Consider the following 26,749-nt stretch of genomic DNA (forward strand, 5'->3'; position numbering starts at 1 on the left):
GAGTCGCGCACGAGTGTGCTCCTACATCGAGCCGGCAAAAAGACGTTGGGTAGCCGCCACGAAGGCTTGCATTTTCGCATGTGCAGCGCCACTGGCAACCGTTGAACGCGCGAGTTCGATGCCGTCATCGATGGAATCCACCACGTCGGCCGCATACAGCGCCGCGCCGGCATTCAGGCAGACGATGTCATGCGGGACGCCACGACGGCCCTCCAGCGCCTCCAGCAGCATCGCTTTCGATTCCGCGGCATCCTCCACCCGCAGATTGCGGCTGGAGGCCATCGCCAGGCCGAAATCCTCCGGCTCAATCTCATACTCACGCACCACGCCGTTGCGCAGCTCGCCGACCAGGGTCGCCGCGCCCAGTGAAATCTCGTCCATCCCGTCGCGGCCCCACACCACCAGCGCATGCTGCGCACCGAGCTGCTGCAATACACGCACCTGGATGCCAACCAGATCGGGATGGAATACGCCCATCAGGATGTTCGGCGCGCCAGCCGGGTTGGTCAGCGGACCGAGAATGTTGAACAGCGTGCGCACGCCCATTTCCTTGCGTACGGGGGCTACCACCTTCATCGCCGGATGATGGTTCGGCGCAAACATGAAACCGATGCCGGTTTCTGCCATGCACTGCGCGACCTGCGCTGGGGTCAGATCGATCTTTGCGCCCAACGCTTCCAGCACGTCGGCACTGCCGGATTTCGACGACACGCTGCGTCCGCCGTGTTTGGCCACGCGCGCACCTGCGGCCGCCGCAACAAACATCGATGCGGTGGAGATGTTGAAAGTGGAGGCGCCGTCACCGCCGGTACCGACGATATCGACCAGATGATCTTGGCCAGCGGCCGTTTCAGTACCGGTGAACGGCACCTTTGCCGACAGCTCGCGCATGACACGTGCCGCGCCGGTGATCTCGCCAATGGTTTCCTTTTTCACGCGCAGGCCGGTAATGATCGCCGCCGTCATCAACGGGCTCACATCGCCGCGCATGATCTGACGCATCAGCGCAATCATTTCGTCGTGGAAGATCTCGCGGTGCTCGATCGTGCGCTGCAACGCTTCCTGCGGCGTGATCGTGATGTCGCGCCCCGCCCTGCTGATCACTTCTGCGTTCATGCCGCCAGCTTCAGCGGCAGGCCCAGGAAATTGCGCAGCAAGTCGTGGCCATGCTGGGTCAGGATCGACTCGGGATGAAACTGCACACCTTCCACCGGCAGCGTCTTGTGGCGCAAGCCCATGATCTCGTCGATCGAGCCGTCCGGGTTTTCGGTCCACGCCGTCACTTCAAGACAATCCGGCAGCGATGACTGCTCCACCACCAGCGAGTGGTAGCGGGTCGCCTCGAACGGGTCCGGCAACCCCGCGAACACACCCTGACCGCGGTGGCGCACCGGCGAGGTCTTGCCGTGCATGATCTGTTTGGCGCGGATCACCTTTCCGCCGAACACCTGGCCGATCGCCTGATGACCCAGGCACACGCCGAATATCGGGATCTCGCAGCCCAACTCGCCCAGCACATCAAGCGATACACCCGAGTCGTCCGGCGTGCCGGGGCCCGGCGAAATCATGATGTGCGTGGGCCTCAATGCGCGAATGGCGGCCACATCCAGCGCGTCGTTGCGCACGACCTTCACCTGCTGTCCAAGCTCGCCCAGATACTGCACGAGGTTGAACGTGAAACTATCGTAGTTGTCGATCATCAGGAGCATATGCGATGTATCTCTTTGTTTTAATTCATTGTCATTACAGTAAAACAGAATTCATACCCGCATAGATACCCGCAAATTCCGTTGATACCCTGCGCAGATGACCCATACCCGCTCCAAGGCGTCATTTTTGCACGTGTCCACATCTAGCCGAACAAAACAGCGTCCGCCGTGCACGCTTCCTGCGGACAGTCCTGCTCGCTCAATTTGCGCACCCCCACTAGCCAACAGACCGAAGGTCGCATATCCACGGCGGACCCTCAAGAAGGCTGTCGCGCTTCACTCGCGAGGGGTCCGAGTCGTGATGCCGATCCTGCCGATATAGACCTTCAGGACAGACGAGCCACCGTTACGGCATTGCCCAAAGTGGCCTGTGCGAGATCCGTGAGATGCTGGTGATGGGTGAAGTAAACGACCTGCGTGCGGCGCGCCAGTTCGCCCAAGGCGGTGAAACCTGCCGCCGCGCGGGTGTCATCGAAATTCACAAACAGATCGTCAGCCACGAAGGGGAGCGGCGTGCGGCCTTCGTCCAAGTGCAGTTCCAACCCTGCCAAGCGCAATGCCAGATACAGCTGGTCGCGCGTCCCTTCGCTCAAAGCCGCCATGGTTCGCGGCATCTGTGAATCTCTTCCCAAAACGAGGAGCTGAGGGTTCCGGGGGTTCGAATCATCAACCAACAGTCGCGTGTGCGCCCCACAAGTCACGATCTGCAGGTAACGCTCGGCCGCTGCCACCAGAGGCGATTGGTGGTCCTCCCTGAATCGTCCGATGGCCCAATCCAGCAACTGCTGCTGGATCAAGCATCGAACATGTTCGTCCAGCGCCCGATTCCACGCGAGGGTCGCACTGGCACGCTCACTCATCGCAAGCACAGCAGCGTCCGATGGTGTCACGCCGTCTACGGCCTTCTCTGCGAAGCGCAGTGCCGCCACGGCCTCCCCGTAGCGTGTCTCGATCCCCTCAACCTCCTGGTTCAGCGCGTCAATCTCAACCATCAGGTCGTCGGCGTCCACCCCCTCGGCCTCCGAACGAAGCGTTTCGATCGAACGCCCATCTTCCGCCTGCATTAACGTGCGTCGTTTCTCATCACGCGCTGCTACCGCACGATCCCACTCGTCCCGAGCGTTGGCAAGTACGCTGAATTCGTCAAAATCAGCTACCTCAAGTTGCGCATAGTGGGCCTGCAGTTGATCGTCCATCTCCTTCAACTGGCCAGAGACGTCATTCAATTTGAGTTGACGCTCACCCATTCGCTCCTCGATGGTCTCGTGTTTGCGCGCCAGAGCGACATGTGATTCGCTCAACGTCACCAGCGACTCCAGCATCGCTTGCCAAGAGCCTACTGTCGGCTCTCCTATCCGTGCCGCCAGCTCTCGCACCTTGTTCTCATACTTATCCAGATCACGGCGCATGGGATTGATGCGGGCTTCGTCGCGCTCATGGAACTCACGGGCCTTGGTCCGTAACGCCTCGATGCGTCGCCCCGCGTCGCGAGCCCACTCAGCTGACAGCGTCTCGGCGAGGCCCGCCATACTCAAGACCTCACGCAACGTCTTCGCGTGATTGGTGGCCTCTGCCTCCAGCGCGGCTATACGTGCAGCCGACTCTTCAAGGAGACGCGCACCTTCGTCTCCACGCCGTTTCAGGCTAGCCGCTGCACTTTGCTGTTTCTCACATTCACCCAGGACGCGCTTACCTTCGGTCAACACGGCATCAATAGGCACCAGCGGGTCGTCGCCCCATGGCTGCTGTGGAAGCGCCAAGTGCCCGAGAATATCCATGGCGAGCGGAACAAGGGCATCAAGCGTTTTTCGGTGGCTCTTGGCGCGCGACCGATGCGCGGTATCGGAAGCACGCACCGCTCGATACTCGCTCAACCACGAGCCATAATTCTCCATATCCACGGCTGGTAGCCCGGCAGCCTGACACAAGCTTTCCCAACCACCCACTACCTCCAGCTGCTTACTTTTCGCCGACTCTACCGCCGCCCGCGCCGCCTTCGCTCGTGCCATACACGCCACGTGGTCTGCACGCAGACTATCTAGCTCGTGGGCCGCACTGGCCTTGTCGAAGCGCCGATCGCTCAACGCATCTGCTTCGGTTACCAGTGGCCGATACTTAGACACGGCAACGGCGTCCGGCGATCCATTAGAAATGAGCTCATCCAAGGCAGAATCTCGCTCGCGCCGCAGTTGCATTAGCGCATCGAGACTTGGAATATCCGACTGCTCCATCTCGGCCAGCCGCGCTTCCAGGCCGACGCGGGTATCCTCACACTCTTCGACAAGACGCCCCTGCGTGACGACGCTCTCAGCCAATTTCCGCTGCTCGCGCACGATATCTTTGGCCACGGCCTCCTTCGGCGGGTCAAACTCGGCGTCGAGGTCCTCGGGGGACAGTCCCAGCACCACCCGGCGTTCCGTCAGGCTGCTTGCTTCAACAGCCAGCTGATCGCGCCGAGCCCGCAGCTCGCCGAGATTGGCTGTCGTTTCCAGGGCATACAAGCAACGACGCAGCGGTTCAGGGTCCTCAGCGCTAAGTTCGGCGATGTCGGCCAGCAAAGCCGCCTGCGTTTCTACTGCCGCCTCATGACCGGAACTCAGGTCCCGGCGCCGCGTTTCCAGCTCGGTCATCGCCGTGGCCGCCGCCGCAATGGCACTGATCTGCGCGAGCGTGGGTAATCGCGTATATAAGCCATCGAGCGATTCTCCGGCCATGCCCAGCACCGCTAGTTCCTGCTCGATTTCTGGTCGCAGCTGCTCGCGCTGCGCGATCCTCTTTGGAATGTCCTCCAGCGTCTTGAGCGCTTGACTGCGTAGCAGTTCGAGTTCCTTGACGTCAGGCGCAGCGGCGACCACCTCTGGTCGGACACTTATCGTGTTTCGATCGCGCTCGTCGGCCTCCTGCGCTCTGACCAACCCAGCACGGCGTTCGCTTAACGTCTGCCTTTCGCTGTATCCCTTCGTAACCTCCGTCCGTAGTTCGTTGCCTACAACCATCGGCTCCGTGCTAGCCAGCTGCGATTCCAGCTCGTCGTAGTCGCGCAATTGCGGCAGGGTCCTGGCTATCCGTGTCCTGCCAGTCAAATAAGCGCGTTTCGCACGTCGGTCGCTATCGATCTCCTCCAGCTGCCGCTGTGTCTCACTCCGCGCCTTTTGCAACACACGATAGGCAGGCTCCTTGTGCTCATGTTGACGCAGGGACGCGGACGCCAGTTCAAACCGCTCTTTCGCCTTAGCAAACGCCGTACTCTGCCGGCGCGACGAATATGCCTCGGCCGCTTCGTCGTTCAAGCGACGGGACATTTCGGTATAAGTGGTCAGGCCCGCCGCTGCCTCAAACAACGTCCTGCTCGCGTTCGCATCAGGATCGAGCATTTCTCGTGCACCCGCGACAAGTTCATCCCTGCCAAGTGCAAACAGGCGCTCGAACGTGGCGCGGTCTATCCCACCTAGGCGCGCTAGCCACGTCGCCTCGTCGAACACGCCCTGGCCCTCAACCGTCAAAGAGTCCCGGCGCTTCGTGTTGCGCGTCACCCGCAAGGATTGATCAGCAACCAACACATCGGCAGCGAGGATGATGCCTGGCCTTGGGTGCAGGTAGGCCTGGCTGGTTTGTAGTGGGACGCCAAACAGAAAATCGACGATAGCTTGCCGCATCGACGACTTCCCTGCTTCATTGGGGCCGTAGACCAACAACACGGAGGGTGCTGCGGGGAACTCAAGCTTCTGCAAGTCAAACTTGCCGTAAGCAGTGGCCTCGAACGTCTGGAATCGCATTACTCGATCGTCCGCAATCGGGTGCGCAGCTGCTCGGCCGCATCGTTGATTGCCGTATCCAACTCATCGTTGGCGATTTGCTCCAAAAGCGATTCCGTGGATGTCTCCGACGGTTTACGCTTGCTCAGCACCGCTTGCAGGTTGTCCCGGAGTGTCCCCATGAATGCCGGATCTCCGGCTGCCTGCGCAAAGTAGGCGTCCAGGGAAGCGATCGCGTCCTGGGCCTCGCCCGTTCCACTCGCCGCCGGCCGCGCGCGCAGATGGAATTCAGTGCCCTCCAGAGTGACCTGATCCTCGAACTGGGCGAACAAGCCTTCCATCTCATCCCGTAGCATGGTCTTGGACCGGCACAGCGACGGATGTACCGTCGTGTCAAGACGCAAAACCACACGCATGGCCAAGTGCCGCCCGTCAGCCCCGTCGCTCGCCGATTCAATGGCCTTTCGCACTTCCCCAACCAAGGCGGCTAGCGTCTGCACCGATGCCGGCACGACCATGTCGAGCAGGTGGAACCGCAGGACATCCATGGCCACGAATTCTGGCGCACCCAGGTGCCCGTCTTCGATGGGTACGGACACCGCGCCACGTGCACCCAGTTCCTTTATGTGCAGCCCCTGCAGGTTGCCTGGGAAGACTATGTAAGGGTCTGTCGCAAGCATCTTGTACTGATGCACATGCCCCAACGCCCAATAGTCGTAACCATGCCCCTTCAGCTGCTCCAGCGTGCACGGCGCGTAGGGCGAATGTGGCGGTGAGCCTGCTAGCGCGGTGTGCAACACCCCGATGTTCACGCAACCGGTTACCGGGCGTGGGTACGCACTGGCCAAGTTCTCGCGCGTGTCGGCCTGAGCGAAACTCTGGCCATGCAGATGGATGTGCAACGGCTCAAACTCAAACGACTGTGGGGAGCGCGCCGAAAAGAGCCGTACGTTGTCTGGCGGCACCAACGTCTTGGGCATCGCCGACTCCGCGTCGTGGTTCCCATGCAACAGGTATACCGGCACCCCGCGTGACCTCAAGCGACCGACCTGTTGATGGAAGAACAGGCCCGTGCTCACGTCCTTCCACGCGCCGTCGTAGACATCGCCGGCCAGGACCAGGAACGCCGCATCCGACTCGATGACGTAGTCGATCAGGCGGATAAATGCCAGGCGCGGTGCGAGCACAAACGGATGCGTCGCCCGGCCATCCAGTAGCGCTGGCAAGCTTCGATCCAGGTGAATGTCGGCAGCGTGGACGAAATGCGCCATGGGCAAAGTCTAGTGAGTGTGTGAATCAAGGTAACCCAAGCAAGCACCCGTCGTCATGTTGCCCTCTTCCGGTAGCTCGCGGGCAATGTTGCGAACCTCCGCTTTCGGCCGATTCGGAATTGGACAGTGCGTTGGCGACGATAGGCAAAGTGACCACTAATTAGGCTGGCGATTGCGTCTAGGCTAGGTCGGCGTCCTGAAGGATGGCGTTTAACAAGTACCCGCAACACCTCAATCGATGGCCGCCGACGAGCGGCGGTGATGTGCAAGAATGGCCAGACTTGGCAAGCAGCGATCAACAGGGGCGCAAGCAGCAACATGGCAGGTTCTAAAGGGGAAATCCTGACACTCGATGAGGTTGCCGTTTTTCTGAAGGCCGGCAAACGCACGGTCTATCGCCTAGCCCAGAACGGAGAAATCCCCGCGTTCAAGCTGGGCGGAACCTGGCGCTTCCGACGCTCAGAACTCGATAGTTGGATCGACGCCAAGAGCAATCAGCGCAAGCCCAGCGACAAGGGGCAGCGCTGATGGAGATCATCGACAACATCAACCGACTGCTCGGTGACGATCTCAAGCAAAGCCTCAAACCGGGAGCCAAGCTCAAGGTCGCTGCGTCCTGCTTTTCGATGTACGCCTACGAGGCCTTAAAGGCGGAGCTGGAGAAGATCGACGAACTGAGCTTCATCTTCACCACCCCCACGTTCGTCGCCGACGAAGTGACCGACAAAATCCGTCGGGAGCGGCGCGAGTTTCAGATCTCCAAGCTGGATCGCGAGCGCAGCCTCTACGGCAGCGAGTTCGAAATCCAGCTGCGCAACAAGCTTACCCAGCGCGCCATCGCGAAGGAATGTGCTGACTGGCTACTGCGCAAAGCCAGGTTCAAGAGCAACCGCAGTAAGGCTCCCATGCAGCAGTTCGTCTGTGCCCAGTCGATGGGCACAGACACGGCTTATATGCCCCTGCATGGCTTTACCGCTGTCGATCTGGGTTACCAGCAGGGCAATGCCGTCTCCAACTTCGTCAACAAGATTGACGAGCCTACCCTTACGGCTCAGTACTTGAGCCTGTTCGAGCAAATCTGGAACGACCCGGAAAAACTCGAAGACGTCACCGCGCAGATCTGCGACCACATTGCCTCGGTGTATCAGGAGAACTCGCCGGAAAGCATCTACTTCCTGATGCTCTACAACATCTTCAACGAGTTCCTGGACGATATCGACGAAGACGTGCTGCCCAACGACCGCACGGGCTACCAGGACACGTTGATCTGGAACAAGCTGTTCAACTACCAGAAGGATGCCGCCACCGGCATCATCAACAAGCTGGAAACGTACAGCGGCTGCATCCTGGCCGACAGCGTGGGTCTGGGCAAAACCTTCACCGCGCTCGCGGTCATCAAGTACTACGAGCTGCGCAACAAGTCCGTGCTGGTTCTCTGCCCCAAGAAGCTGGCGGACAACTGGCTCAATTACAACCGCAACCTCAAGACCAACCTGTTTGCCCGCGACCGCTTCAGCTATGAAGTGCTGTGCCATACCGACCTGAGCCGTACCAGCGGCGAATCGTTCGGCACGCCGTTGAACCGCATCAACTGGGGCAACTACGACCTAGTTGTCATCGACGAGTCGCACAACTTCCGCAACAACGATGCCTATAAGGACAAGGAAACCCGCTACCAGAAGCTGATGAACAAGGTGATCCGGGAGGGTGTCAAGACCAAGGTGCTGATGCTCTCGGCCACGCCGGTGAACAACCGATTCGCCGACCTGCGCAACCAGCTGGCACTGGCCTATGAAGGTGATTCGGAAAACCTCAGCAAAAAGCTGCGCACCAGCAAATCGGTCGAGGAAGTCTTCCGCAACGCCCAGAAAGCCTTCAACACCTGGTCGAAGCTGCCGTCAGAAGAGCGCACTCCGCGTGCGATCCTGGATGCGCTGGATTTCGATTTCTTCGAGCTGCTGGATAGCGTGACTATCGCGCGCTCGCGCAAGCACATCCAAACCTTCTACGACACCAAGGACATCGGTCCCTTCCCCGAACGGCGCAAGCCCTTGTCGTTCCATTGCCCCTTGACCGAGCGGCCGGACGTGATGGGCTTCAATGAAATATTTGAGCAGCTGTCCCAGCTCAAACTCGCCGTGTACGCCCCTATCAGTTACATCCTTCCTAGCCGTCTGAAGAAGTACGAGGAGATGTACGACACCAAGGTTGGCAGCAAGGGCACGCTACGTCAGGTCGACCGTGAGAAGAGCCTGCAGGCACTGCTGACGGTGAACCTCCTCAAGCGGTTGGAAAGCTCCGTTGCCTCGTTCCGGCTCACGCTGGAATCCCTGCGCAGGAATCACAAAGGTACGCTGGCCAAGATCGCAGGCTTCAACCAGACCGGCAGCGCCGCCAGCGTGGGTGACCTGACCGACGTGCTGGAAGATCTGGATGCCGAGGACGACGAGCTGGTCGATTTGGATGAGAGCGACAACCTCATCGGCGGCAAGGTCAAGATCAGCCTCGCCGATATGGACTTGCCGTCCTGGGAACACGAACTGAAGCTCGATCTAGACGTCATCGAGACGCTGCTGGCCTCGATGAACAAGATCACCCCTGACGACGACGCCAAGCTCCAGCATCTGAAAGCGCTTGTGCTGGAAAAGATCGCCCACCCGATCAATCCCGGTAACAAGAAGATTCTGATCTTCACCGCCTTCGCCGACACGGCGGACTACCTGTACGCGAATCTGGCTCCCGAACTGCTGACCAGCCAGCATCTGCACTCGGCCAAGGTCACGGGCAAAGGCACACCCAAGTCCACGTTGGCGAAGGGCTACGACTTCCAGGAACTGCTCACGCTCTTCTCGCCGCGCGCCAAGGAGAAGGCTGTCGTGATGCCCAATGAACCGGCGGAGGTCGATCTGCTGATCGGCACCGACTGTATTTCTGAAGGCCAGAACCTGCAGGACTGCGACTACGTCATCAACTACGACATCCACTGGAATCCGGTGCGCATCATCCAGCGCTTCGGTCGCGTGGACCGCATCGGCTCACCCAACAGCAGCATCCAGTTGGTCAACTACTGGCCCGACATTTCGTTGGACGAATACATCAACCTCAAGGAGCGCGTCGAAAGCCGGATGATGATCGCCGACGTCACCGCCACCGGCGACGACAACGTCCTCTCCGCGCAAGCCAACGACGTGTCTTATCGCAAGGAGCAACTACGTCGCCTGCAAGAGGAAGTGATCGAGCTGGAAGACCTGAAGACCGGCGTCTCCATCACTGACCTCGGCCTCAATGACTTTCGCATGGACCTGCTGAACTACGTCAAGGCCCATGGTGACCTCGACAAGACACCCAACGGCATGCACGCCATCGTGCCTGCCAACTTCGATCTGGGGCTGCACCCCGGCGTGATCTTCACCCTGCGTAATCGCAATTCGGCCGTGAACCCGCCCGCCAGCTTGCCCCAGCACAACAGGCTTCACCCTTACTACCTCGTCTACATCAATCACGAAGGCGAAGTCATCCACGACCACACCGAGGTAAAGCGCCTGCTCGACCTGGCGCGAGCCTGCTGCAAAGGCCAGCCGCAGCCCTTCGTGGAGCTGTGCCACCGTTTCAATCAGGAAACGGCGGACGGCCGCAAGATGCAGACCTACTCTGACCTACTAGGCAAGGCCATTCATTCGATGATCGAGGTCAAGGAAGAAAAGGATCTGGATAGCCTGTTCACTGGCGGCAAGACGACGGCGCTAACGCACACCATCTCCGGGCTGGACGACTTCGAGCTGATCGCCTTTCTTGTCGTGCTGAAAGCTGCATGACCCGGCACGTACATACAGCCCTGTTCGCCTATCCCGGCAAGGCCGCCTTCGGGCGCGTCGTCCCTAAGGCCAAGCTTTACGAACACGGCACAGTCGGCGCCCGTCTCAAAGGCCTGTTCGCCGAACAGGTCGAGCAGATCGTGTGGCAATACAAGCTGGCACCTGAAACCACCAATTTGTCTGCTTCACCCGGCGCACCGGAGATCCAGGTATTCAGCATGCGGCTCAGGGCGTCGGAGCTTCACCATGACATCCTGCAGTGCATCGACAAGGCCATTTCGTTTCCCCTCCTGTTCGAGCTGCATTACGAGGATCGTCTTCAAGTTGTCGCCTGCTACAAGCGCCCCAGCGAAGCCGAGGCCAGCCGCTGGGTATGCTCGGACTATTTCGCTACCGATTGGATTGCAGCGGAGAGCCCACGCGCTGCCCTGCCGGTCGCGCTGAATCTGGGCGGGCTGTACGAGCAGTTGCTGCATGCGCTGATCCCGCTGACCCATCGCCCGAAAGAGTCGTTGTCCGATCTGGTCGAACGTGTGAGCAAGGTGCGTATGCTGCGGAAAGAGATGGACAAGGCAGTCTCGCAGCTTGCGACAGAGAGGCAGTTCAATCGTAAGGTGACGATCAACGCTACGGCGCGAGAGCTAAAGCACAACCTGAAGTTGCTGGAGAGTGGCGAATGAGCGAGGCGGAGATGAGCATACCGACCACGGCACGCACATATGACGCCGCCATCCAAAGCCGAGCCGACGGCAAGTTCATCAGCCGCTTCAAGGAACAGACGCGGATTATGTTCGCCACCAATTACGGCGGGCCGTTTTTCGCGATATCCCGTCTTGCCCCCGAGATCTACGCCAAGCCAAACGTCAACCTTCTGTTTGCCGACGCCGGCGGCTGGTACGCGGAGGCGGGCGGGCGCTGGCTCACGCTCTACGCCAAGGCACTACAGCCAGCGCGCAAGCACACCATCACTGTGTGCTCATCCAGGCGTCCCGAGTACGGTAAGGCTCCCAAGCCAATCCTGTTCCAGCCCCCCCAACAAGTACTGCTGAAGAGCTGGGACAAGCATCTGCAGGGCCTGGATACCCTGCCAGATCTCACAGTGCTTCCTGTTCCGGACGATTTCGAGCGTACGGTAGCGCTAGTGGAGTCGCTGCGCACGATTACCGCCGGCCACAAGGCCCTGATCTCGTGTCATCTCCGTGCCCAGGCGCTCCTCGTGGGCGCGCTATTCCGCGCCTACGGATTCGAAACCAGCCCAATTGTTGGATTCGATCTCGCCGACGGCGAACCCCAACATCTAGCGCAGGGCACCTGGTGGTTGTCGGCCATTGTTCCGACGAAGGAACACGCTACCGAGCCCGCCAAGGAAGTCATTGATGAGCTCGGCCTTACCTTCCACTGTCTGCGAAGCCAGGTCGCTCAAGGGGCGACAAAGGAGGATGCCGCCCTGGTCGCAGCCACAATTGCCACGCGAGCCACCGTCTCTGTGGAGGGAAAGGACATCCGTGCTGTCCGCATTCCACCGCTTGGTGGCATCGACCTTGATACGGGGCGATTTTTCAACGTCACCGAAGAAGCCAAAGGCAAACTTCTAGTTTGGGACACGCTGACAACGGGTACTGATCTCTTGACCCAAGCGCCCGCGGAAGACAAGGACAATTCGGCAGACGAGGATCGCCTCAACCTGATGCTCTGGGTCGCGAAAGTGCTGGCTGAACTCGACAAGCGCGAGCCCGATGAACCCGCGATCAGTCCTGCGCTTCAAGGCCCCGACCAAGAAATGGCAGTTGATGGCAAGTCTGACGGGCTCCAAAAGCAACCCGTAGCAGATGGCGCCGTTGACGCCGACGCTAAGCACCCTGGCGAAGTTCGATCCGACACCATACCCGCGACGCGTCCGCAGCGACCGCGCCTCTCGCGACACGCTGGCGCCATCAACGTGCTCGCTCTCGCTGCGCGACTGGGACGCGCTGGGCAGCGCACGGAGAAGACCTTCGACACGACCAGGGCACGCATCCTGCTCTGGCTGAAAAGCAAGGGCTTCCATGCCACCGATCCGATGGGCAACAACCACATTGAGTCGCTGGACGGCGAGGTGACGATCGAGAGCGATGGCACACGCATCTGGTCGCTGCGCTTCGACGACCGCCGGTCCATGGAACAGGGCGCCATCTGGCGCGTGGAAGCAACACTCATCAATGGCGCTCAACCAGCCATGGGCCTGCGCTTGATTCAGGTTCGAAGCACCGAGGAAGCGCCCCTTCCGGTAGCCAGCGGCGTCCCACAAGTTGTCGCGGACATCGCCAAGGACATCGGCCTGATGGATGCGGGCACCGCCTTACTCAACACGGCCACGCATCTGTCCGGCGAGGAAGATGCACCACGTCTTATCCAGCTGCTCCTCAACGCCGAGCGTATCCAGCCCGTCATCGTGATCGCTGGCGATATCGACGCTTCGGCTGACCGCCTGGCCAGGCGCCTCACCGGCGTGGCCCACATCGTCTGCATCGACACGCCTATCTCGCATCAGCTTGTCCGACGGCTTGGCCGTGAGCGCTCGGTCTACGGCCATGCCGTGCGTTTGTACCGACCCGGATTCAACGCCGAAGCCGACCCTTACCTGCATCCGGTATGGCCCCTGAAAACCAACCAGTTGCCCAAGTGGCTGGTCAACGACCTCTTCGAGGAGGCTTGCGCCACCAGTACGGCCGCCGAGGATCTGGACGAACGCGTCCCACCTTTCCAGGCCATACGCCAACACCTAGCCGCCGAACGCGTCCGCAGCTCGGAAGCGCGACTGGCGACCTTGCGAGAACAGGCCACCCATGCCGCAGCCTCGAAGGATGAGCAGATCAGCCAACTGCAGGCCATTCGTGAGGAGCTGGAATCTGCACTGGCTGCGCATCGAGCCACGGCCACCGAGTTTGACGCACAGATGGCCGAGCTGCGGAAGGAACTTCAGGCAACCCGCCGCGAACGCGATGATGCCCGCGAGGAAATTCGCCGGAGCCACTACCAATTCCACGCCCAGTGGAGTGAAAACGAAGAGCTAGAAACGGGAGCGGCCGACGAGAGCTATTACCCCGATACCTGGGACGAGCTGGAGGAGTGGGTGGAGATCTACGGCGAGGGCAAGCTCGAATTGCACCCCAAGGCCGCCAAAGCCGCGCGCGAGTCGCCCTTCAAGGACATCCCCCTAGCCTACAAAGCGATGGAATACCTGGTGCGCCACTACGTCCCCATGCGTACCCGTAGTACGGACGACAACGAGGCCTACCAGCGTAGCAAGCAGGCGCTGGCCGAGCTGGGTCTGGAAGAGTCGGACGTGGGCACCGCAGACGAGATCAAGCGTTATAAGAAGGAATATCAACGGCAATATGGCGAAAAGATCGTCACATTGGACAGACACCTCAAGCGCGGCGTCGGCTTCGGTGGCGACTTCCAATTCAGGCTTTACTTCTACTACGACGACAAGTCAGCCAAGGTACTGGTTGGTCACATGCCTACGCACCTGACCAACCGCCTCACCCACAACGGCTGACGTTATTGACGGCGGCCAAAAGCAACAACGCAAATGGAACACACATGGACAAACTGAAGATGCACTCGCCCGACCTCAGCCAGGACAACATCGCGCGGATACGCGCGCTGTTCCCGGACTGCGTGACCGAGGCCAAGCGTGAGGACGGCGGCGTGCGGCTGGCGGTGGATTTCGACCAGCTCAGGCAGACCTTGTCCGAATCGCTGGTGGAAGGGCCGCAGGAGCGTTATCAGCTCAACTGGCCGGGCAAGCGCGAGGCGCTGCTGACGGCGAACGCACCGATTGCCAAGACCTTGCGGCCTTGCCGCGAGGAGAGCGTAGATTTCGACAGCACCAAGAACCTGTTCATCGAAGGCGATAACCTGGATGCGCTGAAGCTGCTGCAGGAGACGTATCTGGGCAAGGTCAAAATGATCTATATCGACCCGCCGTACAACACGGGAAATGATTTCATCTACGAGGACGATTTCGCCGAAGATACGGGTGAATACTTGCGCCGTTCCAATCAGGTCGATGAACAAGGTATTTCGCTGAATTGGAACACGGAAAGCAACGGAAGATTTCATTCCGACTGGCTTTCGATGATCTACTCCCGTCTTCGACTTGCCCGAAATTTACTAAAAGATGATGGCTCGATCTTCATCTCTATTGACGATAAAGAAGTCGCAAACCTTCGTAAGGTTTGCGACGAAGTGTTTGGCGCATCAAATTTTGTGGCCAACATTGTTTGGCAGTCTCGTACGTCAATTTCGGACGATCACGAAATATCGCTCAATCACAACCACACGCTAATTTTCGCCAAAGAGAAAGAGACTCTTCGCTTCTATGGAGAAGAGCTTGATGCATCTGAGTACCAGAACAGGGACAACGACAAACGTGGGCCATGGAAGTTGGTTCCGCTTGATGCAAACAAACCCGGCGGAAATACTAAGTACCCAATCTTGAATCCCTCAACCGGGCAAGAACATTGGCCGCCTGAGGGGCGAAGTTGGGCCATCAATCCGACGGAATACAAAAAACTGTTCGATGACGGGCGGATTGCTTTTGGTCTCGGCGGCGACTCCGCACCTAAAAAAAAGCTGTTCCTGGACGAGCGCATCGAACGCGGCGACACCAAGACTCCAAGTTCTGTTCTGCTTGATGCTGGAACTACAAAGGATGGCTCCGCAGAAGTTACCGAACTTTTGGGGAAGAAGAAAATCTTCAGCTATCCGAAGCCGACGAGCTTCCTAGAAAGGCTTGTCCAGTATGGTGTTTATCACGAGCGAGATCAGATTGTTCTTGATTTCTTTTCAGGATCATCGACGACAGCACATGCGGTCATGAAAAAGAACGCCGAAGACGACGGCAATCGTCGCTTCATCATGGTGCAGTTGCCCGAGCCTTGCGACGAAAAAGCTGAAGCTTTCAAAGCCGGCTACAAGACCATCGCCGAGATCAGCAGGGAACGGATCCGCCGCGCCGGCAAAAAAATCAGCGAGGGTAACTCGCAAGTCGATACCGGCTTCCGCGTCCTGAAGATCGACACCTCCAACATGGCCGACGTGCACTACACACCCGATGCCGTGACCCAGGAAGGCTTGTTCGCTTCCGTGGACAACATCAAGCCCGACCGCAGCGCCTTCGACCTGCTGTTCCAGGTGATGCTGGACTGGGGTGTGGACCTGGCCCTGCCTATCGAGAAGAAGGTTATTCAGGGCAAGGACGTGTACTTGGTAGACAGTAATGCACTGGCCGCTTGCTTTGATAACGCGGGCGGCATCGACGACGCCTTTGCCAAGGAGCTAGCCACACATCGGCCGATGCGTGCGGTGTTCCGCGACGCCGGCTTCAAGGACAGCACGGTGAAGATCAACATCGAACAGATCTTCAAGCTGCTCTCGCCCGCCACCGAAGTGAAGTGCCTGTGAGGTGGTGTCATGGAACATGTTGAACTGACGCTATTGCTGGACGGCCTGATCGCCACCTGGGAAAACGAGGTGGCGGAGTTCAAGCAGGCCAACGACAACTTCAGCACCGACGATATCGGCAAGTATTTCTCCGCATTGGCCAACGAGGCCAATTTGCGCGGAACCGACTTCGGCTGGCTGGTATTTGGCGTGAACAACCAAAGCCGCTCCGTCATCGGCACCACTTACCGGCAAGAGGCTGAGCGCCTGCACCAGTTGAAGATGCAGATCACCCAGAACACTGATCCGCGCCTTACCTTCCGCGACATCCACGAGCTCCAGCACACCGACGGTCGCGTCTTGTTGTTCCAGATCCCGGCCGCGCCGCGCGGCATCGCCATTTCGTGGAAGGGGCACTACTACGCTCGCGCCGGGGAAAGCCTGGTCTCCTTGGGCCTGGACAAGCTGGACGAAATCCGCAACCAGACCCTCACGTTGGACTGGACGGCTCAGTTCGTTACCACGGCAACGCTGGACGACCTGGACGAAGCTGCCGTGCGCAAGGCGCGCGAATCCTTCGCCCAGAAGCACGCCAACAGCTTCGCCCCGGAAGACGTTGCAAAGTGGCCGCTGGAAACTTTTCTCGACCGTGCGCGTGTCACCCGGGATGGCCAAATCACCCGCACCACGTTGCTCTTGCTGGGCAAGGCCGAATCGGCCCACCACCTCTCGCCTCATCCCGCGCAACTGACGTGGAACTTGGTCGGCCAGGAGCGCGCCTACGAGCACTTCGGCCCGCCCTTCCTGCTGAGCAGCACGCGCCTGTATCAGCGCATCCGCAATATTCAGCTGCGCATCCTGCCGCAAGACGAACTGGTGCCAGTGGAAGTGGCCAAGTACGACCAGAAGATCGTGCTGGAATCCCTGCACAACTGCATCGCGCATCAGGACTACGCCCGCAACGGGCGTGTAGTAGTCACGGAGCTGCCGGACCGGCTGGTGTTCGAGAACGAAGGCGCGTTCTTTGAAGGGCAACCAGGCGACTACATCGACGGCACCCGTACCCCCCGACGTTATCGCAACCCTTTTCTCGCCCAGGCGATGGCCGAGCTGAACATGATCGACACCATGGGCTACGGCATCCACGACATGTACGTACGCCAGGCAAAGCGCTATTTCCCGATGCCTGACTACGACCTTGGCGACACCGCGGCCGTGAAGATGACGATCTACGGTGGCGTGGTCGACCCGGCTTACAGCCGCCTGCTGATCCAGCGTACCGATCTGTCACTGGCCGACGTGCTGGCGCTGGATCGGGTGCAGAAGAAACTGCCGATCCCAGACGAGGCCGCTGCACGCCTGCGCAAGGGTGGGCTGATCGAGGGCCGCAAGCCGAAGTACTTCGTTTCAGCCGAGGTTGCCAAGGCAACCGCAAGCGTCGCCGATTACATCCGCACGCGCGCCCAGGACGACGACTATTACGCCAAGCTCATTACCGACTACCTGACGTTGAAGGGCTCAGCGAGCCGCGCCGAAATCAACAAGCTACTGATGGACAAGCTGAGCGACGCGTTGAACGACAAGCAGAAGGACAACAAGATCGCCAACCTACTGACCAACCTGCGACGCAAGGGGCGTATCCGCAACACCGGCAGCCGTGGGCACCCGGTATGGCTGCTTGCAGAATGATAGCGCGTGTCGCTCACACAGAACTGCTTATAGATCAATTACTTACTCCTTTCTGCAAGTAGAGCTTGCAGAAGCCTTGCAGAAAGGAACGCTCGCAGGAACACCATGAAGCTCAAGTTCAAAATCCAGCCCTATCAGACCGCCGCCGTGCAGGCGGTGGTGGACTGTTTTGCCGGCCAGCCACCTGCCAGCGCCCGCGCTGTGAGCTACCGCATCGACCCGGGCAAGCAGACCAAGGGCCAGACCATCGGCAGCACCGTGGGCGGCGGCGATGGCTTCAGGAATGCCGACTTGCTGCTGACCGATCAGGCCCTACTTGAGAACGTCCAGAAGGTGCAGCACAGCCAGAACCTCAGCGCATCCACGGCGCTCACCAAGACCAAGGTCTCAGCGGTGAATCTCGACATCGAGATGGAAACCGGCACCGGCAAGACCTACTGCTACATCAAGACCGTTTTCGAGCTGAACCGACAGTTCGGCTGGAGCAAGTTCGTCATCGTGGTGCCCTCCATCGCCATCCGCGAGGGCGTTGCCAAGTCACTGGCGATCACCGCCGACCACTTCCAGGAAACCTACAGCAAGAAGGTCCGGTTCTTCATCTACAACTCCAAGCAGCTGCACCAGTTGGAGAGCTTTTCGTCGGATGCCGGCATCAACGTGATGGTCATCAACGTGCAGGCCTTCAACGCCACCGGCAAGGACAACCGACGCATCTACGAGGAGCTGGACGATTTCCAGTCACGCAAGCCCATCGACGTCATCAGCGCCAACCGGCCCATTCTGATTCTGGACGAACCACAGAAGATGGAAGGTGCGGCGACGCTCAAGTCACTGGAGGCGTTCAAGGCCTTGATGGTGCTGCGCTACTCAGCCACCCACAAGACCCGCCATAACCAGGTGCATCGTCTCGACGCGCTGGATGCCTATAACCAGAAGCTGGTGAAGAAGATCGCGGTGCGCGGCATCACCATGAAAGGGCTGACCGGCACGAATGCCTATCTGTACCTGCAGTCCATCGAGGTTTCGAGCAAGAAGCCACCTGAAGCCCGCGTGGAGTTCGAGCAGAAGCTCGCCGGCGGCAAGATCAAGCGCACGATGCGCAAGCTGAAGAAGAGCGACAACCTGTTCACGCTCTCCGACGAGCTGGACCAATACCGCCAGGGCTTCGTCGTCTCCGACATCAACGCCAACACCGACACCCTTAGCTTCACCAACGGCGTGGAACTGACCGTGGGCGATGCGACGGGCGACGTGAACGAGGCCATGCTGCGCCGCATCCAGATCCGCGAGGCAATCAAGGCGCACTTCGACAAGGAACAGGCCTTGTTCTCGCAGGACGTAAAGGTGCTGAGCCTGTTCTTCATCGACGAGGTGGCGAAGTATCGCGACTACACCGTGGCCGACACCAAAGGCGAATACGCGCGCATCTTCGAAGAGGAATACCAGCTGTATTTGAACGAGGTACTCGGGCTGGAGGAAACGCCCTGGAGCAAGTACCTCAAGGGCATCGCAACGGAGAAGACCCACAGCGGCTACTTCTCCATCGACAAGAAGACCAAGCACCTCACCGACCCCACCGTGGCGAAGCGCGGCGAGAATGCGGGTCAGTCCGACGATGTAGACGCCTACGACCTGATCCTCAAGGACAAGGAGCGCCTGCTGTCGCTCACCGAGCCGGTACGCTTCATCTTCTCGCACTCCGCGCTGCGCGAAGGCTGGGACAACCCCAACGTATTCGTGATCTGCGCCCTCAAGCACAGCGACAACACCGTCTCGCGCCGCCAGGAAGTGGGTCGAGGACTGCGCCTCGCCGTGAACCAGCAAGGCTATCGCATGGACAACCCGGTCACCGTCCACGACATCAACCTGCTCACCGTAGTGGCCAGCGAGAGCTACAAGGATTTCGTAGCCGGTTTGCAGGAGGACATGACCAAGGCGCTGTCCGAGCGCCCGCGCAAGGCTGATGAGCGCTACTTCGCCGGCAAGGTGCTCAAGACCGAACAGGGCGAGGTATCCGTCACGCCGGCCATGGCGAAGCAGATCTACAAGTACCTGCTCAAGAACGATTACACCGACGACAACGACAGCATCACGAACGTATACCACCAGGCTAAAAAAGATGGTGCCTTGGCCGAACTGCCAGCAGAGCTGCGTCCGTACGAGGCACAGGTCGTCATGCTGATCGACAGTGTCTTCAGCGCAGCGCAACTGCCCGACATCGACGATGGCCGCAAGCCTAAGCGCAATCCGCTCAACGCAAACTTCGACAAGCAGGAGTTCAAGGCGCTATGGAACCGCATCAACCGCAAGGCGGCCTACAGCGTGCATTTCGACAGCGATGAGCTGGTGAAGAAGGCCGTGAGCACGATCAACGATCGGGCCGACAGTGTCGGCCTGCGGGTGACACCGCTGCAATACGTGATCGTCAGTGGTGAGCAGGAAGACGCGGTGGATCGTGACCAGCTCGAAAGCGGAAAGAGTTTCCGCGTCGGCGAGAGCGTGGTCGAGAATCATCGTGCCTCTGTCCATTCCGACGTGCGTTACGACCTGATCGGCAAGCTCGCCGAAGGAACCAAGCTCACCCGGCGCACGGTGGCCGATATCCTCAAGGGAATGAACACCGCGGTCTTCGCGCAGTACAGGCTCAACCCTGAGAGTTTCATCGCCGAGGCCATCCGGCTCATCAACGAGCAGAAGGCCACCATGATCGTTGAGCACCTGGCTTACGACCCGGTGGAGGAACGCTACGACACGGACATCTTCACGGCCGGGATGACCAAGCAGGACTTCACCCACGCTGGTGACAAGCTCAAGCACCACATCTACGACTACGTGCTGACCGACTCGAAGGTCGAACGTGACTTCGTCACCGAGCTGGACACCAGCAGCGACGTGGTCGTCTACGCCAAGCTGCCGCGTGGCTTCCTGATCTCCACCCCGGTAGGCGACTACAACCCCGACTGGGCCATCAGCTTCAAGGAAGGCCAAGTCAAGCATGTCTACTTCGTGGCGGAAACCAAGGGTTCCATGTCCAAGATGGAATTGCGCCAGATCGAGGAGACCAAGATCGAGTGCGCCAGCAAGTTCTTCGACGAAATGAACCGGCGATACGCACCCCAGAACGTCAAGTACGAGGTGGTGGACAGCTTCAGCAAACTGATGGAGATGGTGAAGTGACAACGAACAAGGAATGCACCATGTACAAGCCCCGCTTCGACTTCGGCAAAGAGTTCGATCCCAGCGGAGAACAAACGGGAACCGTCAAAGACCTGCTCGAAGAGCTCAACTACGAGAAATTCAAGACAGCTGCAGGCACCCACGCAGAGCGAGGTGACTCGAATGGGACATCAGTTACTTTCGATTCGCTAAGCGGCGTGTTCGAATTCCTGAACGATGTCACCGGCATGAGCCAGCCCAAACTCGCCCAAGACATCCCTCTATCGACGCTGAAGACCGTCAAGCTTCTTTACGTCACAAACGACACCAACGACACACAGCTGTTCAGACTACTCAAGTCACCGCTTCGTGGGGGCAAGCCATCGCTGGAGTTCTATACCACCGAAACACCTTCGAGAAATCAGAAGGGCATCGCCATCGTCGATCACCTGCTATCGACCTTGAGCATAGAGGTTGATCCAGCCGTACTGCGCAGGATAAATATTTCGTTCCTGACCTATCCAAAGCTGCTCGAATGCATAGCACAGGAGAATCTCGAAATTCTCGAACCTATCTACGAAAGGCATCACGGACAGTCAGCGTCGATAGCTAAAGCCATCGCCCATCTCGCTGAGGCAGTCAAGCATTACAAGCCGATGCCCCATCGGTCAGACCGTCCGCTGCCTGAAGCCTTATACACGTATCTGCGCATCCTCCCATTTCTAAATTTCGTTGGTGAGTATCAAGAAGTCATCGAACTATCACGCGTCGGGAATCAGGTCGATCCGATTTTGGACAAGATCGATAATTTCTGCAGCGAACTTTCTATTGCCATGCAGTCGGAAGTTCATCACAACACACCGATAACTTCCGTGGAAGGATTCCCTGCCTTTGTCGATAGCAACTCTCTGGCATTAGCCAAACTGGTGCAACATGCAACCGGCATCGCCAGTGAAAGAAGAGACATTCTGAAAATCGTCAATGCATCCAGCAAGGTTCTCTGCTCATACGTCCATCATGAGTGGGGCATCATTTCACTGGATACGAAGAACATCACAGTGGTCGACTGTATCGCCACCCTTTGCACCATTCGGCACCAGCAGAAGGTGAAGACAAACTATTCCGCCTACTGGCTGGGCCAAGAACAGTCCGACAAGGGTACCAGCGTGCTACGTCAGATGGATGATGCCAGGAGTTCCGAGGAACTTTTCGAGCACGACTACATACCACATGGCATCAACCAGCTGTTGTTCAGTCGCTTCAATCAATTCCACATGGCAATCACCGGGAAAACCGGGCGCTACTCGGCGTGGATGGAATTACAGCTGGCTCGATTGACAAAATATGCTGAGTGCTATCAATCCAATGACGTTTCCATTTGCGACGATGCTGTTCAGCGCTTCTACGAATATTGCACGCGAGAAGCAATCAAAGCAGCAGACATCGCGTGATCTGAGTAAATCTTTACACCATCCCATCTATGTATATGAAGATGGAGTCGGTGTCTTGATGATAGTCAGGTAGCAGAGGAGTGCTCAGCAAAGAACTACTGCTATAGAGGGGGGGATTGCGGTAGCGCACATACCCTTTCTCTCTACTCATCGTCAAAACAACCGAAAACTCATCTCCAAGGCAGCCGGCGAGGATTATCCCCGCCGGTTTTTTATTGACCAACGAGAAAGGGTAGTACACACATGGCCAGCTTTCATCATCGAATCAAGAGCGGCAAGAAGGGCGCCGCCAAAGAACACGCTGCTTACATCGAGCGACTGGGAAGGTACGAGGGTCGCGAGGATTTGATCCATGCCGAAAATGGAAACCTGCCCGATTGGGCAGAAGGCAATCCTGCCACGTTCTGGAAGGCCGCAGACGCCTATGAGCGCGCCAACGGTGCGGCGTACCGTGAGCACGTGGTCGCCTTGCCGAACGAGCTCAGTTTGGAGCAGAACCGCGCGCTTGCGATACGACTCGCCCGTGAACTGGTGGGAAGCAAACCTTTCCAGCTCGCCATCCATGCGCCCGAGGGCACGCTTGGTGGCATAACGAATTCGCACATGCACTTGATGTACTCGGACAGGGTACAGGACGGGATCAGTCGATCACCAGAACGGATGTTCTCCAGGTACAACCGGGAGCGACCCGAAGCCGGCGGTTGCCGCAAGGATAGCGGCGGCAAGAGTCCGATGGTGCTTCGCGACGAAGTCATCGCAACACGGAAGAAGATCGCCGACATCCAGAACCAGGCGCTCGCCGAGCATGGCCACGCTGCGCGAGTAGATCACCGCAGCTTACGCGAGCAAGGGCTGCAACGTCGCCCAGAGCGCCACCTGGGGCCAACACGCATCAAGAACATGTCCGACGACGAGAAGGCCCAATTCGCCACGCTGCGTGCCGGTGGCACCGCGAACTGACTCCCGGAGGCCCTCGACCCTCTGCCGTCCGCGCGATTCTGCGACAAAATCGCGAGAGTCGCATGGTTTTTGCCGATCCACCTGCAGGCAGGCTCTCAAGCAAAAAGCCCCGGCCATAGCTGGCAGGGGCTTCAGGTTCACAACAGCGGCTACAGACCGCCGAAATACCAGTCACTGAGTCGAACGAAACGCTGCTTGCCTTTGGTGGCGACCACGATCCAGACGGCCTGTTGGCCTTCAAGGAGGCGAAGGGCAGCGTTGAGCCGATCACGATTGCGTACGGGCCCGTACCGCAGCACATGGTTCTTCGGGATGTATGTATCGGAGTTGGGCCCCCGCCAGACACACTCGCGAAGGTACTTCACCACTGCTTGTGCATCGACCTGCTCTTGCGAGAGTGTGAACTGCGGCGAGAACAATCGCTTGTATTCGTCCAGGTGCCACTGCACCACCGTGAATGCGCGCTCCAGCGTGTCCAACGTGATCTTGCCTTCCTCGCCACTAAAGCAGTGGAACACGGCGGCCAGGCGGCCAAGCAACTCCATGATCTTCGACGCGAAGTCGTTGATGTCGTGCAGGTAGTCGCCAGGCCGAAGCATCCACTCCGTCTGCCTCGCCAGATCAAACCAACGCGCCCTTGCGTCGTCCGAGAACTCAACCAGTTGACGCTCGATTTCACCCGATCCAGCGATTGCATCGAACTGCTCCAGCAACTCCCGCATCCGTGCATGAAAAGTCGGAAGGCACTCCCAAACCAGTTCTTCCGTGTTGACCTGCCGGAACCCCTGCGTCGATTCAGGCCAGCCCACGAGGTACCGCGCCCAGTGACCCGACCCCTTCGCGATCTCGCCATGCTTGGCCAAATAGGCCTGAAGCACCGACCTCTGGGTCATGATGCTGATCGTCACGCGGGGATTCATGACCAAGACGTTGTCGAAGTCAGCTCGATCCAGCGTCAACATCGGCGCACCGTCCCATGCCTTGTTCAACAGACCAAGCTGCGCCATCGTCTCGCTCTTGAACATCACTTGACCTTCGTCAGTCGTGATCGCAATGGACTCACCATCGCCATGGAGTGCATCCATCATGGCCCGCGCTGTGATGTTCTGGCGCATGAAGCGCCGCAGGCGAGGCTTTTTCGGCTTCAGCTTGGCGTGCTCCGCCATTTCTGCCTGGATCACTTCGATCGACTCACACTTGCTGACCGCCTTGGTGAGTCGATTGCGAAGACCTTGGCTTTTCGCCTCCCAAAGCTCGCGCTCGGCCTGATAGCTATCCAGCACGGCCTGGAATGCCATGGCTTTGCCGCGGTCATGCTCATACAGCGGCGCGAAGACCAATGCATCCACGGTGCTCTTGCGCTCACCGGACTCGGCAATCCCAATCAGGTTCAGAGACGTCGGTCGGCACTGCCCAGTCGGAAGCTTCACATCGAACAGGCCTTGGCACGCCGTCGACATCCCGGCGATCAGCCCCATCCCGATCAGCGCGTCAGGTGCCTGAATGTTCCGCCGCAGCTCCCACGCCGTGAGTCGCACCAACATCAGGAAGGCCTCCAACGGATAGGGCGGCGGTACAAAGTTGCTGTCGTTCATGCTTCGTCTCCTTCCGCGTAAACCTCGTCAGCCATGAGCGCCTGATGGCCGTCCATGCCAAGCGGATGGCCACAGGAGCGGCACAACGGCATCTCTCCACTCAACTGCCGACGCTCCCGTTCGGCCTCAAGGAACTGCCGAAACCCAGCAGGACTGACCTTCAGGCCATAGGCGTTGTTGAAGGCCGTCAGAATCCCCTTCTGGGGCACCTTCGCAGCCAACCGCTGCTCGATCTCGTCGTAGGCCTCATCGAAGGCTTCGTTATTCCGGCGCCGACTGCTGGGCTGGATTGCCTGCAGCTCGTTCTTGAAGCGCTCGAATTCCTCGTTCTCACTCATGCGTGTATTCCTCGATGTTGTTGGTGTTGGTTTCGGTCTTCAGCTCGCGATCACGCAGCCAGGCGATCAGTTGGTCGTACCACCAGAAGCGGGGCGAGCGAGGCGTATCGAACAGCGGCGTGCCTTTCGGGAAGGTCGGGTCCTTCTTCAAAATCTTGTAGGCACTGCTGCGGCCAACGCGGACCACTTTGAGCAGCTCGCAAAACCGAACAGTGGGTCCGTCGGGTTGCCACGCCGTAACCAAGCAAGGCGGTGGGTAGCTGTGTTGTGCCCGATCAATCGGCTTCTTCCGCCGTGAGCGGACATTGGGGTTGCGGTGCATTGCTTTATTCATGTAACTTTCCTTTCCTGTCGAAGTACGGCCAGTTCGTTCCAACCGTGCGTGCATTTTTTCCATTTCGCCGACATCGTTCGACGGAAAAAAAATCAAAGTTTTTGCAGTCACGCCCCGTCTCACGCCAACGGCCGCTGCAACCACTCAAAAAAAGAAGCACTTGAGAAAGAGAAGGGGCGCCTAAGCGCCCCTTCTCTTTCTCACGCTATTGCCGACGATTCGCTTACTCATCAAACCGGTCGTTCCCTTTCTGTAGAAACCTCACCAGTCCGTACAAGGCGAAGCCGTAAACCACCGTGCCACCGATGATCTTGAACATCGTCATCTCCTCATTTCTGTCTCAACCGACGCCTGCGGACGCCACGCGCGCCTCCAGCCTCCCACGCAAGCTGGATGCCCCTTCTTTGACACCATCAGCACGCAACGCCGGTTCCGCGTCGGGGTAGAACTCCTCGACCACGGCCTGCACGTCCTCGGCCAAGTCCTCGAACGCACCATTGGCGAAACCTTTCCTCGCCGCCTCGTCCAAAGCCGCCTGATCGAATCCGCTGGCTTGCCGCTGCTCGTCCAGTTCTCGCGCCTGCGTAATGGCCTGTTCCAGCGTGATGCCAGTTCGCACCACGAGGTCCACGTAATAGATCGGCGTGCCATAGCTCATCGTGGTGGACTTGCCACGCAGCTTGAGTTCCAGTGGCATGCACGCCAGCCGACCACCCGATACGGCGTGGAAATACTCCAACCGAGCCGTCAGCGTGCGGATGGTGTTGTACGACGTGGTGCGAAGCACGAAGCTGCCCAAGGCATCGCCCTCACCTTCACCGATCACCACGTTGAGGCGCGCGTACGCTTTGCAGGCTTCCTTGGCGAATGCACAGGCACCCGGCCCCGGACACGGCAGGCTGGCCATGCCATCCTTGCCTGTACGCCGACAGGTCTCGCCATTGCCAACACATACCGGTCTGCCGGTGGTGCGGTCGAACAGCGAGTAGTCCGCGCGCAGGTTGAGCGCCGGGTCGTTGAACAGCAGCCGCACCGGTATCGCGCGCAGCTTGTGGCCCTCCGCTTCCTTGCGCAGCTTCTCGTCCAGCGGGTGCAATACCCATCCGTCCCGGCCTTGTATCTGGCTGGTGAGGGTGAACTGGTCGTCCTTCTCCGGCAACCGCTTGCCGTTGCGCTCGACCACGCGCCCGATGGAAATCCGCCCGATCACGGGCGGGGTGATAGCCAAACCTTTCAACATGGTGAA

17 protein-coding genes are annotated in these 26,749 nt (G+C 59.0%); 9 read left to right on the top strand and 8 right to left on the bottom strand.

Annotated features, from left to right (window positions below):
- Positions 1-21: 21 nt before the first annotated feature.
- The 4 genes from trpD to HDE77_RS12415 all read right to left on the bottom strand — a co-directional run bounded on the left by trpD (position 22) and on the right by HDE77_RS12415 (position 6,735).
- A complete protein-coding gene (trpD, locus tag HDE77_RS12400; RefSeq protein WP_184417652.1) occupies positions 22-1,116 on the bottom strand; it encodes an anthranilate phosphoribosyltransferase in 1,095 nt (364 codons plus the stop codon).
- Positions 1,113-1,709, bottom strand: a complete 597-nt coding sequence (locus HDE77_RS12405; RefSeq protein ID WP_184417653.1) for an aminodeoxychorismate/anthranilate synthase component II — start codon at positions 1,707-1,709, stop codon at positions 1,113-1,115. The genes trpD and HDE77_RS12405 overlap by 4 nt, the downstream gene beginning before the upstream one ends.
- Positions 1,710-2,035: 326 nt before the next feature.
- Positions 2,036-5,485 (bottom strand): AAA family ATPase, encoded by a 3,450-nt coding sequence (locus HDE77_RS12410; protein ID WP_184417654.1) that lies wholly within the window; start codon positions 5,483-5,485, stop codon positions 2,036-2,038.
- Positions 5,485-6,735, bottom strand: coding sequence for a DNA repair exonuclease (locus tag HDE77_RS12415; RefSeq protein ID WP_072758741.1), 1,251 nt, complete (start codon positions 6,733-6,735; stop codon positions 5,485-5,487). Before HDE77_RS12415 ends, HDE77_RS12410 begins: the two co-directional genes overlap by 1 nt.
- A gap of 318 nt (positions 6,736-7,053) precedes the next feature.
- Between HDE77_RS12415 and HDE77_RS12420 the strand changes: the two genes are divergently transcribed.
- The 9 genes from HDE77_RS12420 (at position 7,054) to HDE77_RS12460 (ending at position 23,236) form a co-directional block, all read left to right on the top strand.
- Positions 7,054-7,263 carry a helix-turn-helix domain-containing protein gene (locus tag HDE77_RS12420; RefSeq protein WP_184417818.1) on the top strand — a complete coding sequence of 70 codons (210 nt, stop codon included), beginning with the start codon at positions 7,054-7,056 and terminating at the stop codon, positions 7,261-7,263.
- Entirely contained in the window at positions 7,263-10,550 is a 3,288-nt protein-coding gene (locus HDE77_RS12425; RefSeq protein ID WP_184417655.1) for a helicase-related protein, read from the top strand. The genes HDE77_RS12420 and HDE77_RS12425 overlap by 1 nt, the downstream gene beginning before the upstream one ends.
- A complete protein-coding gene (locus HDE77_RS12430) occupies positions 10,547-11,230 on the top strand; it encodes a DUF4391 domain-containing protein (RefSeq protein WP_072758745.1) in 684 nt (227 codons plus the stop codon). The genes HDE77_RS12425 and HDE77_RS12430 overlap by 4 nt, the downstream gene beginning before the upstream one ends.
- The gene (locus tag HDE77_RS12435) at positions 11,227-14,091 is read left to right on the top strand and encodes a hypothetical protein (protein WP_184417656.1); all 2,865 of its coding nucleotides are present in this window, start codon (positions 11,227-11,229) and stop codon (positions 14,089-14,091) included. Before HDE77_RS12430 ends, HDE77_RS12435 begins: the two co-directional genes overlap by 4 nt.
- A gap of 44 nt (positions 14,092-14,135) precedes the next feature.
- The gene (locus HDE77_RS12440; RefSeq protein WP_184417657.1) at positions 14,136-16,001 is read left to right on the top strand and encodes a site-specific DNA-methyltransferase; all 1,866 of its coding nucleotides are present in this window, start codon (positions 14,136-14,138) and stop codon (positions 15,999-16,001) included.
- Positions 16,002-16,010: 9 nt separating this feature from the next.
- Positions 16,011-17,669 (top strand): RNA-binding domain-containing protein, encoded by a 1,659-nt coding sequence (locus tag HDE77_RS12445; RefSeq protein ID WP_184417658.1) that lies wholly within the window; start codon positions 16,011-16,013, stop codon positions 17,667-17,669.
- 105 nt (positions 17,670-17,774) lie between these two features.
- Positions 17,775-20,846: a DEAD/DEAH box helicase family protein gene (locus HDE77_RS12450; protein ID WP_184417659.1), complete on the top strand. Its 3,072-nt coding sequence runs from the start codon at positions 17,775-17,777 to the stop codon at positions 20,844-20,846.
- A gap of 20 nt (positions 20,847-20,866) precedes the next feature.
- Positions 20,867-22,276 carry a hypothetical protein gene (locus tag HDE77_RS12455; RefSeq protein ID WP_184417660.1) on the top strand — a complete coding sequence of 470 codons (1,410 nt, stop codon included), beginning with the start codon at positions 20,867-20,869 and terminating at the stop codon, positions 22,274-22,276.
- Positions 22,277-22,519: 243 nt separating this feature from the next.
- On the top strand, positions 22,520-23,236 hold the full coding sequence (locus HDE77_RS12460) for a MobA/MobL family protein (protein WP_072758756.1): 717 nt from the start codon (positions 22,520-22,522) through the stop codon (positions 23,234-23,236).
- 149 nt (positions 23,237-23,385) lie between these two features.
- Here the strand turns inward: HDE77_RS12460 and HDE77_RS12465 are convergent, their stop codons facing one another.
- From HDE77_RS12465 to HDE77_RS12480, 4 genes are all read right to left on the bottom strand, one after another.
- Positions 23,386-24,831 (bottom strand): YfjI family protein, encoded by a 1,446-nt coding sequence (locus HDE77_RS12465; protein WP_072758758.1) that lies wholly within the window; start codon positions 24,829-24,831, stop codon positions 23,386-23,388.
- Positions 24,828-25,169, bottom strand: coding sequence for a hypothetical protein (locus HDE77_RS12470; RefSeq protein ID WP_184417661.1), 342 nt, complete (start codon positions 25,167-25,169; stop codon positions 24,828-24,830). Before HDE77_RS12470 ends, HDE77_RS12465 begins: the two co-directional genes overlap by 4 nt.
- On the bottom strand, positions 25,162-25,614 hold the full coding sequence (locus HDE77_RS12475; protein WP_184417662.1) for a hypothetical protein: 453 nt from the start codon (positions 25,612-25,614) through the stop codon (positions 25,162-25,164). Before HDE77_RS12475 ends, HDE77_RS12470 begins: the two co-directional genes overlap by 8 nt.
- 229 nt (positions 25,615-25,843) lie before the next feature.
- Positions 25,844-26,743 carry a hydrolase or metal-binding protein gene (locus tag HDE77_RS12480; protein ID WP_184417663.1) on the bottom strand — a complete coding sequence of 300 codons (900 nt, stop codon included), beginning with the start codon at positions 26,741-26,743 and terminating at the stop codon, positions 25,844-25,846.
- Between the last annotated feature and the right edge of the window lie 6 nt (positions 26,744-26,749).

Origin of the sequence: Rhodanobacter sp. MP7CTX1 (assembly GCF_014205795.1) — a bacterium.
In the GTDB taxonomy this organism is placed as follows: domain Bacteria; phylum Pseudomonadota; class Gammaproteobacteria; order Xanthomonadales; family Rhodanobacteraceae; genus Rhodanobacter.